Origin of the sequence: Cytobacillus firmus DS1 (assembly GCF_000565285.1) — a bacterium.
GTDB lineage: Bacteria > Bacillota > Bacilli > Bacillales > Cytobacillaceae > Cytobacillus > Cytobacillus firmus_A.
In genome coordinates this window covers 87,525-101,113 of the sequence record NZ_APVL01000012.1, presented here as the reverse complement: position 1 = coordinate 101,113, position 13,589 = coordinate 87,525, and the positions used below count along the sequence as shown (strand labels likewise).

General features: G+C 41.5%; 11 protein-coding genes. 8 read left to right on the top strand and 3 right to left on the bottom strand.

Annotated features, from left to right (window positions below; translation table 11 throughout):
• Positions 1 to 4 precede the first annotated feature (4 nt).
• Positions 5 to 766 (bottom strand): hypothetical protein, encoded by a 762-nt coding sequence (locus PBF_RS16345; RefSeq protein WP_152539693.1) that lies wholly within the window; start codon positions 764 to 766, stop codon positions 5 to 7.
• 466 nt (positions 767 to 1,232) lie between these two features.
• Between PBF_RS16345 and PBF_RS26545 the strand changes: the two genes are divergently transcribed.
• Together PBF_RS26545 and PBF_RS25205 are read left to right on the top strand one after the other, a co-directional pair.
• The gene (locus PBF_RS26545; RefSeq protein ID WP_035331019.1) at positions 1,233 to 3,470 is read left to right on the top strand and encodes a hypothetical protein; all 2,238 of its coding nucleotides are present in this window, start codon (positions 1,233 to 1,235) and stop codon (positions 3,468 to 3,470) included.
• Between the two features lie 158 nt (positions 3,471 to 3,628).
• Positions 3,629 to 4,777, top strand: a complete 1,149-nt coding sequence (locus tag PBF_RS25205; protein ID WP_064503419.1) for a glucosaminidase domain-containing protein — start codon at positions 3,629 to 3,631, stop codon at positions 4,775 to 4,777.
• Positions 4,778 to 4,821: 44 nt separating this feature from the next.
• Here the strand turns inward: PBF_RS25205 and PBF_RS24990 are convergent, their stop codons facing one another.
• Positions 4,822 to 6,348 (bottom strand): polysaccharide deacetylase family protein, encoded by a 1,527-nt coding sequence (locus tag PBF_RS24990; protein WP_051488919.1) that lies wholly within the window; start codon positions 6,346 to 6,348, stop codon positions 4,822 to 4,824.
• Positions 6,349 to 6,556: 208 nt separating this feature from the next.
• On the opposite strand from PBF_RS24990, the gene PBF_RS24985 reads away from it, so the two are divergent.
• Positions 6,557 to 7,330 (top strand): hypothetical protein, encoded by a 774-nt coding sequence (locus PBF_RS24985; RefSeq protein WP_051488918.1) that lies wholly within the window; start codon positions 6,557 to 6,559, stop codon positions 7,328 to 7,330.
• A gap of 31 nt (positions 7,331 to 7,361) precedes the next feature.
• Here PBF_RS24985 and PBF_RS26840 read toward each other — a convergent pair whose 3' ends face one another.
• A complete protein-coding gene (locus PBF_RS26840; RefSeq protein ID WP_235192277.1) occupies positions 7,362 to 8,309 on the bottom strand; it encodes a L,D-transpeptidase family protein in 948 nt (315 codons plus the stop codon).
• A gap of 159 nt (positions 8,310 to 8,468) precedes the next feature.
• On the opposite strand from PBF_RS26840, the gene PBF_RS24980 reads away from it, so the two are divergent.
• The 5 genes from PBF_RS24980 (at position 8,469) to PBF_RS16290 (ending at position 13,589) form a co-directional block, all read left to right on the top strand.
• A complete protein-coding gene (locus PBF_RS24980) occupies positions 8,469 to 9,248 on the top strand; it encodes a DUF4309 domain-containing protein (protein ID WP_081757300.1) in 780 nt (259 codons plus the stop codon).
• Positions 9,249 to 9,445: 197 nt separating this feature from the next.
• Positions 9,446 to 10,471: a LacI family DNA-binding transcriptional regulator gene (locus tag PBF_RS16305; RefSeq protein ID WP_035331018.1), complete on the top strand. Its 1,026-nt coding sequence runs from the start codon at positions 9,446 to 9,448 to the stop codon at positions 10,469 to 10,471.
• Between the two features lie 26 nt (positions 10,472 to 10,497).
• On the top strand, positions 10,498 to 11,766 hold the full coding sequence (locus tag PBF_RS16300; protein WP_035331017.1) for an ABC transporter substrate-binding protein: 1,269 nt from the start codon (positions 10,498 to 10,500) through the stop codon (positions 11,764 to 11,766).
• A gap of 53 nt (positions 11,767 to 11,819) precedes the next feature.
• Positions 11,820 to 12,743 carry a carbohydrate ABC transporter permease gene (locus tag PBF_RS16295; protein ID WP_035331015.1) on the top strand — a complete coding sequence of 308 codons (924 nt, stop codon included), beginning with the start codon at positions 11,820 to 11,822 and terminating at the stop codon, positions 12,741 to 12,743.
• A 12-nt stretch (positions 12,744 to 12,755) separates the two neighbouring features.
• The gene (locus PBF_RS16290) at positions 12,756 to 13,589 is read left to right on the top strand and encodes a carbohydrate ABC transporter permease (RefSeq protein WP_051488916.1); all 834 of its coding nucleotides are present in this window, start codon (positions 12,756 to 12,758) and stop codon (positions 13,587 to 13,589) included.

Genomic DNA, 13,589 nt, shown 5'->3' with positions numbered 1-13,589 from the left:
TCGGCTAATGAACAAATGGATTGTGTACGAAAATAAAGTTATCAGAAGGAAATTGGTCTGCAGTTGGGTCCAGGTAGAGCACTTCCGCTTTTTTATGATCATCCCCGATTTTCAAAGGATTTCCGGCTATGCGTTCCTTATAAAATCCCTTCTCAATTTGAAGCAAACTAAACAGCTTTCTAGGTTCTTTTAAAGCATGGATAATCACATCATGCCTTATAGGACACCAATGATACCAAATAAAAATTTGAATGTTATTTAGGTTAGAAAGTTCTCGTGGGTGACTGTAGCTATTTCCTTTATTGTTCGTGTACTTGATGCTTTTTCTAACAGGTAATAACAACCTTTCTGATTCATAGCGGCAGGCCTTAATTTGAACGTTTATTTGCATTGGATTTTCCGGATAATTAAAATCAGGATGGGAAATTGATAAAATTTTGTCAACGCAATATACCCGGTCCAGATATTCGCTGGCATTCTTAATACTCCAGTTCCATAAGTCTGGGGAAAAGTCGGAAAATTCCTTCGCATAATGCAGCATAATCGACTCATAAAGGTTATATTTATAAGCAGCAAAGTTATCGACAAGTATAGAGATATGATTATTTAGGTCAAAATCATATCCTTTGTAATTATCCTTAGCTTCGTAAGCATTTACCACTTCTGATTGCAATTCCAGTATCCTCTGGAGGCGGTTTTTCTCTTCGTCCTTCTTCGGTGAAATCTGTTGAATTTCTTCATGCCAACTAATAAACTCCATTTTCACTCATCCTTCCATAATCATGTAAAAAAGCTTGATGGAAGGACTCCATAAAGGAGATGCCCCAACCATCAAGCTATAAGGTTGGAGCAAGCTCCAGTATGAAATTGTCAAAGGTCAGTCATGCATTTGATTCGAATATTCCAATCTTATTTTTTTATTATCTGCCGACTCTTTTTCTATTCTTTTTTTGCCTATAGGTCAGTTGTGAATCGACCCAGCATCCTGAACACCGGAGGTTATGGGGTTGATTTTCTGCTGCATTGAATCTGGATTTATTCATTCTTTTTACCTCACTTTATATTTTTTTTTAGTACTACGATAATGATATGCAGAAAAACCTGAAATAAGAACAAAGTTTTTTAGATGGCTCTGTCTACAGGTGGTCACCTTTATGAAAAATTGGAGAATACACCCAATTTTTTAATAATCATATATAATACTAATATACTAGTTGTTGGGGAGTGAACAGATGAGAAAAGGACTAAAAGCACTGATTGTGTCCCTTATTATGCTTGCGGGATTTTATCAGCCGGCAAGCGCAGCGGGAGAATGCAATGCCTACAAAGAAGCCACAAAGATATGGTGGGATGGCGTGGAACTGAAAGAGGGCCAAATCGGCAGGCTGAATATCGAGAAGGATACACCCTTATTCAAGCTGGATGGCAATAAAAGAATCACTTCAAGAACTCTGAAAAAAGGGGAGTTCTACCGGATATATGCCTTTAAGCCAGGAATGCTGAGCGTCGGAGGCGGCTACTATGTGGACCGTGATGCGCGGGTCACCTATGAAACGCCAAGCAAGGCTAAATTAAATGGAGCGGATTGCGTACATAACCGTTTTGTAAACCTGGGCTCACAGATACATAATACAATTGCCATCACTGGTGCAGCCGGATATGCGCCTGATGGGACAGCTCTCATGTATGTGCTGCTGCAGGGGGAGCCGGCCAAGTTTGTGGCGATCGATATTGTTAAAAATAAAGTATGGGATGAAAAAACTTTGAATGGTGCTACAAGTGCCTGGGCAGTATCTGCAGACAGCAGCGGGAATGTCTGGATTGGCGGTACACCGAACGGGCATTTATACCACTATAGCTCTAAGACAAAATCGTTAACAGACAGGGGCAAGGCAACAGTGAAAGGGACATCCATCCATGACCTTGAAGCAGCAGGTTCAGGTACTGTTTTTGGCAGCACCTCCCCGAATGGAAGCGTGTTTAAATATGAAACCGGCAAAGGATTCACAGACCTGGGACAGGTTTTATCCGGAAAAACGTTAGCGAGAAGTCTGGCGTATAACGAAGAAACCAATACACTATTTGCCGGGGTGGGGGCAAAAGCCCAGCTGGTGGCATGGAATCTAACCACAAATAAAAAGCAGAGCATCCTTCCGGGTAAATACCAGGGTGAAACATCTGTTTACGATTTAGATGAAGAAAATGGCCTTCTTTTTGCCAAACTGGAGCCGAGCAAAAAGATCCTGGTATTTGACAGCCGCACCTATGCTTTTAAGGAGGAAATTCCTGCGAGCTCCCGAGGAGTTTCACAGGTTAGTGCGGATGAGAACTCTGTCTACTATTCACATGGCTATGCTCTTCGCAAGTATAACCTGAGCAGCGGTGAAACAAGCAGCATACCGGGAACACTCAAAGGAACCGAAGCTGTTTCCATTGATTTGATTGATTTGAAGCATAAAGATTACCCGGGCGACACAGTGGTTGGCCTTTTAGGGAATTCAGGCACGTATTTATTGTACAACCCAGCCAAGGGTGAACTGCAGGTAAATAAGCTGAATCTGCCGAATCAGTCCATTCCGATTTACAATATAGAGCGGGGACCCCGGGGACAGATAATCTCAAATGGTTTTGTCTCAGGGCAGGTAAGTGCATACAATCCGCAGACGAAGGAAACGAAAGAGCTTTTAAAAGTAGGCCAGGCAGAATCGATGACGGCATTAAATGACAAGCTATATCTGGGAGTTTACCCTGGTGCGAATTTATTTGAGTACGATCCATCAAAGCCTGTTTCCGGCGGAAAACTTCTTCCGCTCTTTAGTATAGGAAACGGACAGGATCGCATTGTGGCTATGGCAGCTGATGAAACAACTAAGAGCCTGTTCATGGGAACACATCCGAAAAACGGCGAAACTGGCGGAGCGTTAGCTGTATACAATCCTGCTTCCAAAAGCAAAACGATCCGGAGGAATATAGTCCCTGAACAAAGTGTTGTATCGCTGGCGTCAAGCGGCGGCTATATTTACGGAGGAACTACAATTTTCAGCAATGGCAAAAAAGAATCGCAGAAAACAGCTGTATTCTTCCGTTTAAACGGCAAAAATCCAAACGGGAAAATAGAGCAAATACCGCTGCCTCTGACAAAGCCAAGGATGATTCATAGCCTGGCTGCTGCTCCTGATGGCACGATTTGGGGCTTATCGGACGGAAACTTGTTTGCTTACGACCCAAAGACGAAAAAAACAAAAACAATGAACATCACCCCAGCCACGAGCGGCCGATTCAAAAATGGAACACTTGTGATTGGCAAAGATGGCATGGTATATGGGACTGTCGAGGAGAAGCTGTTTTTGGTGAATCCGAAGACAATGAAAAAGACCATCTATCCTGGTGTTGCAGCTTCCGACATTACAATGGATAACAGCGGGAATGTTTATTTTAAAAATGGGGCAGATTTGTGGATGTTTAGGTAAAGCTTCTCTCTTTTATAACAGATTTTTTGAAGGCTCATTTCTCTTTTAGAGACAATGAGCCTTTTATGAATCTAAAGGCCTATGATATATGTCACCAATAATTCTCATATTCTGCTATAATAGGAAAGTCATAATATGTAAATTAAGGAGGATTTTTGGTGCATAAAAGATTTAAGTCTATTACTTTTGTCATAATTTTGGCTTTCGTGCTAAGCAGTTTTTCTTCCAGTTCTTATGCGCAGAGTCAAAATGAAAATATTGCTGGTTCACCGGTGCTCACTTCAAGCCAGATGGGGGATTTTGTTTTGATGCATAATCCATCTCCATTGCTGCAGGGAGTAACGATATATCAGCTGGCTGATTATTATTTGAACATTGGACGGGTTGAGGGAATTCGCGGTGATATTGCGTTTGCCCAGGCGATTAAGGAGACCGGTTACTTTAAGTTTGGCGGAGATGTCATTCCTGAGCAGAATAATTATGCAGGTATTGGCACAACAGGCGGCGGTGTGAAGGGTGCTTTCTTTAAGACTGCTGAGGAAGGGGTCCGCGCCCAAATTCAGCATTTAAAGGCATATGCTTCAAAAGAGCCGTTAGTTACGGAGAATGTCGATCCTCGTTTTCACCTCGTTACACGGGGGATTGCACCAAAATGGACAGACCTGAATGGCCGCTGGGCTGTGCCGGGAAATAATTATGGCCAGGAAATTCTCGAAATCTACAATAATATGGAGAAGATGACAATCCAGATTCCGAATGTGTCTTTGCCTTCCAACCATAAATTGCCGGTGGCCAAGCTGGTGCCGCGCAGAAATGTGGCGATGTATGCTCCGGATGGCAGGCCTTATAATACACTGCAGAAAGATGTTCATTACCGTGTATACGGTGTGAAGGGAACCTATTATGATGTGGGCGGCGGCTACCTGGTTAAGGGAGACAGCAGCAAAGTGGGAATTTATATCGGAAGAGTCTACATAAAGGATACAAATATTCCTCTTTATGGTCCGGATCACAAAATCAAACGATACCTGAAACGGGGAGAAACGGTCCGCGTTTACAGCTATGATCACAGCCGTTATGACGTAGGCGGCGGTTATTATATTAAAAAAGGAAGCAACCAGACCTATTATTTAGGCACAGCAACACTCAAGCAAAATACCGTTCTTTATGATAAGAGCGGAAAGGCTGTCCGCACGCTTAAAAAGAATGAATCATACCGTGTATATAAAATAGACAGCAGAAAGCTCGATCTTGGCGGCGGCTATTATATTAACTATGATAAAAAGATGATAAGCTATGTGAATTAAAGGGGAAGAACAAAAGGCCGGCAAATTTTTTGCCGGCTGTCTTCTTATTTCAGCTTAAATTGATGCGGTGTCATGCTTTCATTCAATGGCGCCAGAACATAGCCGCGCTTCTTTAATTGGGATAACAGTGACGGCAGGGCATTTACTGTTGCTTTGCGGTCATGTATCAGAATGATGGGAGCCTGGCCTTTTTTCTCCTGCATATCCACATAATGAAGAGTGTAGTTAACATAGCTGGAGCTATTAAACTTCCAATCCAGGCTGTCTACATTCCAATCCCACATGATGAAATACTCTTTAGTCATCGCATTTCTGTAGTTTTGCTTCATATAAGGGATGCTGCCATAAGGTGTCCTGATCAGATTGCTGGTAACGCCTGTTACTTTCTTAATGGAATTCCTTGTAGTCTTCATTTCACTGACAGCTGCTGCCGGGGAGCGGTAAAATTTATTTTTATCATGTGTCACACTATGCGATCCTACGGCGTGTCCTTCAGCTACCATACGTTTAACAGCTTTCGGGTATGTATTGATGTTGCCATTGACCATAAAAAAGGTCGCTTTTGCATCGTATTGATTCAGTGCATCCAAAAGTTTATTTGTATAGACGGTCGGTCCGTCATCAATGGTCAGGTAAGCGACCTTCATTGGCCGGCTGGTTACTGACTTTCCGGGAATCCAGCCTTCCAGTCCCTTTCCTGCAGAGACTTTATACCAAACGTCCCCGGATCCATTCATGAACTCTGAAGTAATTTTCACTTGTTGACCATATGTAAGATTACTGACAGTTTTGTAAGATGCAGATGCTCCGCGCCGGATAGCAGCACTTTGATCTTTAACATACATGTAAGCAGAATAATTAACCTGGTTCGCAACAGAATCAGCCGGAACCCAGCCGGTTCTCTTGCCATCGGCTATTCGATGCCAGACTTCTTTCCCGTTAATAAGCGTGCTTTGGATAGTAACCTCCTTTCCTTTCTTAAGTGTGTAAACTGCTTTTGCAGCGGATGAAGCTCCTCTTTTTACTTGTGTATCACTTTTAACAAAAACAGGTTTGTTTAAATAGTTTTTTGTTCCCTCGAAGAGCTCCAAATCCTGAAGCCTGGACCATCCTGTCACATTACCATTGGACAAACGAACCCATATTTCTCCATTTTCACGGATGAAGGTGTCAATGATCTTTACCATTACTCCATGCTTTAGATCCCCTGTGTGCTGATAAGATAGGGAAGCACCTCTTCTGATCGGAGTGTTAGCTGCTGAACTGGTTAAATACTGGGCGTTCAGGTCCATTCTTCTGATTCCGGTATCTTTGATCCAGCCGGTTTCTCCGTCATATTTAATACGAAGCCAATGTTCATTTAAGGAATTAGTGAATTCTCCTATAATAATGAATTCACTGCTCTTAGAAATGAGTGCTTTTGCTTGGTATTGATCGCTTGCACCTGAATGCATGGTGATATCCGCTTGAGCCGCAGCTGCGGGACTAAGGTCTGAAGCCATGGTGCTGCCTGTAAATGGCATGAACAGGAAAGCACAAATTAAGATTAAGATTAGCCGTTTGTTACTCATATTTATCTCCCTTACTATATTTATATAAAAGTATAATATAGGTAAAATTTGCTATATTCAATAAAAAATTACAAAAATATAGTCTTTTATTCCTATAAAAAGGAGAGAATATGATTGTGGAAGAATCGTTTTATAGGTATAATCAGCTTAATTACTACAGCAAACTACTAGATTTGCTTAGGGATCAATAGGTTGGAGGATAATAGAAATGAATTTTAAAAAATGGGTATTAAGTGTTCCGTTTGTATTAGTGCTTATGTTAGGCTTTAATGTCGATGCAGAAGCAGCCGAAGCGCCAATCGGTGTAAAATGGGGAAATTCCATCTTGATTAAAGGTCAAATCGGAAAAGTAACTATCTTAAAAGATACAGATCTTGTAAAAGAAGAAAAAGGGAAGCTTAGTGTAATCCGCAAGCTTAAAAAAGGAAGCGAATTCCGCGTTTATTCCTATAAAGACCGTGATGGCGGAATTTACGGCCTTGGAGGCGGTGCTTTTGTAAAGAAAACGGCTTCTGTTAAGTATGAGACGCCTTCCCAGACAAAAAAGAACCAGATTGCACGCCTGAGCATGTTCCAGGAGGGCTTCCTTGCATCTGCAAAGAAAGGAATCCTCAAGGGCCAGCCGATTCCAATAGGCGGATATGAAGATTTGTATGATGTGTATGATTATTATGGCATGTATCCAACTTGGGAAGGCTACGTGGATGGCGGTCTTGGAAGAGCATTTGGAGATGACAGCAATTATATCTATTATACGGGCGGGGAAGATGATGCTGAACTGTCAGGCATCGACTGGTGGAATGACGATCTCGTTTTCCTGACACCTTACATCATTAAGAAGACAGTCGGTGTGCCGACTTCAGAGGGCATTGATGAGATGGAGCAGACGTGGTACATGTATTACGACTGCGGTGACTACGATTTGTACTTCCTATTTGAAGATGGAAACCGATCCAACCTGGATTTCGTAAGACTTAAATAATAGAAAAGGAGAGCGTGAGTGCTCTCCTTTTCTATTCCATTACAATTATCGGCTTCTTAGCAGGCTCAAGCCACTGCAGGATTTTCGCCAATTCTTTTTCCTCAATAGCTATACAGCCTAAAGTGTAAGCAGTGCCGGAAGTTCTGATATGCAAAAAGATGGCGCTGCCTTCACCTTTAATAATAGGGTCTTCATTGTACCTGATGACTACTCCGTATTTATAGAGAGGATGTTTCATTCTTTCGAAGGATTTCCAGCGCGTATTCGGATCTCCGGTGTAAGTGATCCATTTGTTATAGTCCGCTGAAGCTACATCATCCACCCAGTAATCATTAGACGTTACAGCCTTAAAAGGGTAGCTCATGCCTGAGGGCTTCGGGCCCCACCCAAAAGAGGTTCCAAGCCTATAGGTCCCATAAGGGGTCCTGGCATCTCCTTCTTGGGTTTTTCCCATGCCTTCTTTTCCAATTACTGCGGAGATAGGGGAGGAAGCCTGCACCCATTTCCCGTTTTGTTTCTGATAGGTTTGCAGTGTGGCGGCTGTCTTCACGGATGATTTCTTCACGACAATCATCTGCTGTGCTTCATTCTTCAGCTGTGTATCTTTCTGATAGACACATGCCGCGATCTGCAGCTTGGTTTTAGAAGGAGTCTGGTAGCTGATCAGGGCATCACGCTTCACATACAATCCTCCTCCAACACTTAAAAGCCCCGGTTTAAAGGCGTACACCCGGTAAACCTCTCCTGCTTTTAAAGTGCGGCTGTAGCTCAGCTGATCTCCATTTAACTTATATAGCGGCGCATCCTTTAGGACCGTGATTCTGCCGATTTGTCCCGGCCGGAGCTCGGCGCCATCCCACCAGACCTTTGTGCCGGTTCTGATTTCATTGCAGTCTATGTCTGCAGCCTGAGCAGGATTGCTGTATAGCAGAGCGGCCATTCCAATTAAAACCAATAATAGCTTCACATATTTTGACATATATTCACCTCATTTTAGTCATAATCATACACGAAGAAGCATTCATAGGCATCTATCATTTGGCGTATTCAATATATTTTTAGGCATCTTTTCCTGCATTTTTATCTTCACACAAACATATGCATAACAGTAGGAATCAGGTTATAAGCAGGAGGTTTGATGATGAAGATAGGCAAATTACTAGTTATGTTTTCCTTTGCAATGGCTTTACTGCTGTTCTCCAATCAGGAGGCTCAGGCGGGATCAGCCCCAATCGGTGTAAAGTGGGATAACTCCATTCTTATTCAGGGCCAGATAGGAAGGGTCACCATTCTTCAGGATACCGCTCTTTACAAATATGAAAAAGGCAAACTGATTACGATGAAAACTCTCCGAAAGGGAAATATCTATCGGGTCTATTCCTATAAGGATCAAAATGGCGGTGTATACGGATTAGGCGGAGGGGCTTTTGTCAAGAAATCCTCATCTATCAAATACGAGACACCTTCTAAGACCAAGCGCATTCAGCTTGCCAGAATTGTATTTTTTGATGAAGGAGATTTTCTGAAGCTGGCCAAACAGGGCGTTATGAAGGGGCAGCCGTTTTCACTTAAAAATGATGATTTGAATGATGTGTATGATCACTTCGGAAACACTCCATCATGGGAAGGGTATTATGAGGGAGGGTATGGCAGGCAATTTGGGAACTACATTTATTTCACCGGCTGGGAAAATGATCCGGAATTTACAGCGTTCATGTGGGCAAATGATGGGTTGACGCCTTTAACGCCCTATATTATAAAAAATACAGTTGGAAAGCCATCCTGGGAAGGCATCAGCGAAATGGACGGACATTGGATGATGTATTACGATTTGGGCTATTATGAGGTTTATTTTTCATTTAATGGGGATAATCGCTCGGATTTGTATAGTATTTTGCTGAAGAGGAGTTACAGATAGCTGCGGGGCAGGGGGAAACCTCTGTCTTTTTTTGTGAAACCGAGTGTGAAAGCTAATAAATAAAAGAAGTAAATTTTATATTGACAGTCATTTTAGAAAAGTCTATTATTATGTTAACGCTAACATAATATTTCCTGCAGAAGTATTTTTTTTAACGAAAAAATGTTAACGTTAACATTTTGAAAAGAGTAAGAAGGATGATGCGGGTGACTCGAAGTTCAAATTTAATAGAAGTCGCAAAAGCTGCCGGAGTTTCTAACATGACCGTATCCAGAGTCATCAATAATAGCGGAAATGTTTCAGAGAAAACCAGGCAGAAAGTATTAAAGGCAATAAAAGAGCTTAACTATCAGCCCAATTTAATTGCCAGAAGTCTTGCAAGGAAAAAAACGAACATCCTTGGGCTTGTCGTGTACACCGAAAAAGGCGTCCACCCTGCTTTCTACAATGAGATTATTAACGGTGTTCAGAAGGGGGCATCTGAATTAGGGTATGATCTGCTGGTTTTCGCCAATCGTGAAGACCAATCATACAGTGACCGGATCACTCATTCGAGCTTTGTTGATGGTGTGATATTTATGGGTGTAAAGATTAATCAGCATGATATCAGGAATGTACATGAAAAGGGATTTCCTTATGTCTTTATTGGTAAGAGGGAGATTGAAGGAATTCAGCCTTATTTCATATCGCCTGATTATGTAAAAGGCACGAGGATGGCAACTGAACACTTAATAGAGCTGGGTCATACGAAAATAGGATTCATAGGACAATCAAGAATCATTGAACCTGACTATGATAAATTGCTCGGCTACCAGGAAGCTTTGTTTAAGCACCATGTTGTCTATAATCCTCAGCTTGTGTTTGAAGAAAGCCAGACACAATTGGATGGCTATAACGCCATGAAAGAATTGCTGAAACAGAAGCCCACAGCTGTGATTATTAACAACACGTATGCAACGATCGGGGCAACGACTGCCATTAAGGAAGCAGGCCTTCAGATTCCGGAAGATATCTCTGTCATTGGATTTGATGATAACCAGGAGCTTAATGAACAGTTTAATGACTTTATTGGGCTGGAGCTTTCCACTATCCGAATTCCTAAGGTGGAGCTGGGCAAAGAGGCAGCTAAGATGGCGATTTCTTTACTGGAAGGAAATGAAACGCCTAAGGCCAATTTTATCGATCTTCACTTTATGAAAAATAGTTCATGTAAAAAATTATAAATTCATATTTTTTGAGGAGGATTAAGATGTTAAGAAAAAGTAAAATGTCTTTGCTGTTCGCATTCGTCCTTATTTTATCCCTGTTTGTAAGCGCTTGCGGAGGAAATGAGACCGGGGGCAGTGAAGATGGAAAAGTCGAACTCCGCTTCATCCTTAATAATGACAGCCCAACTCTTGTAGAGCAAATAAAGGAATTTGAAAAAGAAAATCCCGACATTAAAGTAAATGTTGAAAAGATTCCTTTAGATCAATTCTTTGAAAAAATTGAAACCATGATTGCTGGAGGCAGAACACCTGACTTATTATACACTCCAGTACTAGCAACTCAGCGATATGCCAATATGGATCTGCTTCTGGATGTTTCCGGCGATCTTAAGGAAGAGAAGGATGATTTTCTCCCTTCTGCTCTTGTAAGTGTAAAGAATGGAGATAAAGTAGTAGGAGTTCCTCATTTTACAGACAGCATTGCCGTTTTCTATAATAAAGATCTTTTTGAAAAAGCTGGCGTGAAAGTTCCTGAATCCATTGAATCAACATGGAGCTGGGAAGAATTTGCTGCAGCTGCGGAAAAAGTAAAAAGTGCCAACAACTTAAAATATGGTGTCAGCACAGGAAGTGATGTATCACAATTCCTTCCATTCCTTTATCAAAATAAGGGAACTGTCTTAAGTGAAGACCAAAAGTCTGCAGGAATCAATTCTGACTCCTCCATTGAGTCCATCGAATTTTTCAAATCATTATTTGATAAAGGTCTTGCTTCCAAAGAATCCTTTATCGGGTCAGAAAAATCAGATGAGCTCTTCAAGCAGGGGCAGCTGCCAATGGTCATCACTTTCTCTGGACTGATCAATTCATTTGAGAAAGATATTCAAGGGTTTGAATACGGCGTGACATACTTGCCGAAAAAAGAAGTAACAGCAACGAAGCTGGGCGGGGCAAATATTGTTTCCTTTAATGAGACAAAGCATCCAAAAGAAGCAGTCAAACTGATGAAATATTTAACAAGCGAAGAGAAAATGGCTGAATTTGCTGCAAAAGAAGGAGTCGTTCCTACCCGGACGAGTGCACAGGAATCTGTGGATTATGGGGCCATTGATGAAGGAATGCAAACTATTATTAACGAGATTAATAGTGTTCCTGAATTTGCAGTGAAAGATTTTTCAATTCCTGAATACTTAGGCTATAAATCCATTCTGACGAGCGAAATGCAATCCGTTATCTTAGGTGAAAAGTCTCCGAAAGAAGCTGCTGAATCTATGGAAGAGCAAATAAACAATTCGGTGCTGAAAAAATAATGAAGGATGGAGGGGCAGCTTCCCCTCCTTTCTAATTCCAGGGGTGATATTACATGGATTTGGTCAAGTCAATAGAAGTGAAAGAGGGACGCAAACATCTGGCGGCAAAACGAAATAAATGGAAACAAAAGTTAACTCCGATAGGATTTATGTCACCTGTTCTTCTTATTTTCTCCCTATTTTTATTCTTCCCGGTTTTATTTGCTTTCTTTATGAGCTTCCACCAATGGGGAATGATTGGAACGCCGGAATTTGTAGGCGTTGAAAACTATGTGCGTCTATTTAAAGATCCGCTTTTCTGGATTTCGATTAAGAACACATTAATCTTCTCACTTTCTGTTCCTTTAAAGGTCGCTATCGCTTTATTTATTGCAGTGCTTTTGAATCAGAAGATAAGAGGCTTAGGATTTTACCGGGCTGCCTTTTTCTTCCCGGTCGTTCTTTCCATGGTTGTCGTCGGATTGGTCTGGCAATGGATGTTCAGTCCAAGCTACGGATTTATCAACTATGTATTAGAAAAGCTTGGCTTGCCACTGCAGAATATGCTGATTGATTCAGATCAGGCAATGATTGTTCTGATTATCGTAAGTATCTGGAAAGGACTGGGGAGCAACCTGCTGTTATTTCTTGCCGGTTTACAGGCCATTCCGAGCAGTGTATATGAAGCTGCAGAGATTGATGGCGCTAATTCCTGGCAGAAATTTTGGCATATTACCGTACAGCTCCTGAAGCCTACAACTTTATTTGTACTCATTATTACGTTAATCGGTTCATTTAAAATATTTGATCTGGCATATGTCATAACAGGCGGCGGACCTGGCACGAGCACAATGGTTCTTGTTCATTATATTTATCAGGAGGCATTCCAGCGTTTTGATATGGGGTATGCATCTGCAGCAGCATATGTATTCTTTATCATTCTATTTATTTTAACGCTTGTTCAAATGAGAGTGTTTAAATCCGACAGTGAATTCTAGGAGGGACCTGCTATGAGCAATAGAAGCAGAGCGATGTTAAAGCGAATACCTTTATATGCATTTTTGATATTAGGTTCAATTGGGATGCTTGTTCCATTTGTCTGGATGATTTCAAGTGCTTTGAAGCCCAATAATGAAATCTTTACAAGTCCTCCTACATTCCTGCCCAAGGATGCAAATTGGGGAAATTTTATAGCAGCATGGAACTCGGGAGACTTCACTCAATACTTTATTAACACGTCGATTATATCGGTATTAACAACAGTTATTACCTTATTTATCTGTTCTTTGGCGGGCTACACGTTTGCGAAGTTTAACTTTATGGGAAAGAAATTGCTCTTTCTGTTATTTCTGGGAACGATGATGATCCCTATGCAAGTCATTATGATTCCGATTTTTCTGATGATGTCAAAAATTGGATTATTAAATTCTTATTGGTCTGTTATCCTGCCGCTGGTGGCAAACGCTTATGGGGTTTTCCTGATGAGGCAGTTTATGAGTACCATTCCAACTGAGCTTATGGAAGCGGCCCGAATTGATGGATGCTCGGAATTCCGGATTTTCTGGCAGATTATTTTGCCTTTAACCAAACCGGCACTGGTCACCTTGGGAATCTTAACATTTCTTGGAGCCTGGAATGAATTTTTATGGCCATTAATTATGCTGGATTCACCGGATATGATGACGCTTCAAGTCGCCTTAACTCAGTTCCAGGGGCAGTATGAGGTGAAATGGAATCTTTTAATGGCGGCATCTGCCTTATCCATGATTCCAATTGCTTTAATCTTTATTGTTTTTCAGCGTTATTTGGTAGAAGGAATCGCATCATCAGGGGTAAAGGGATAG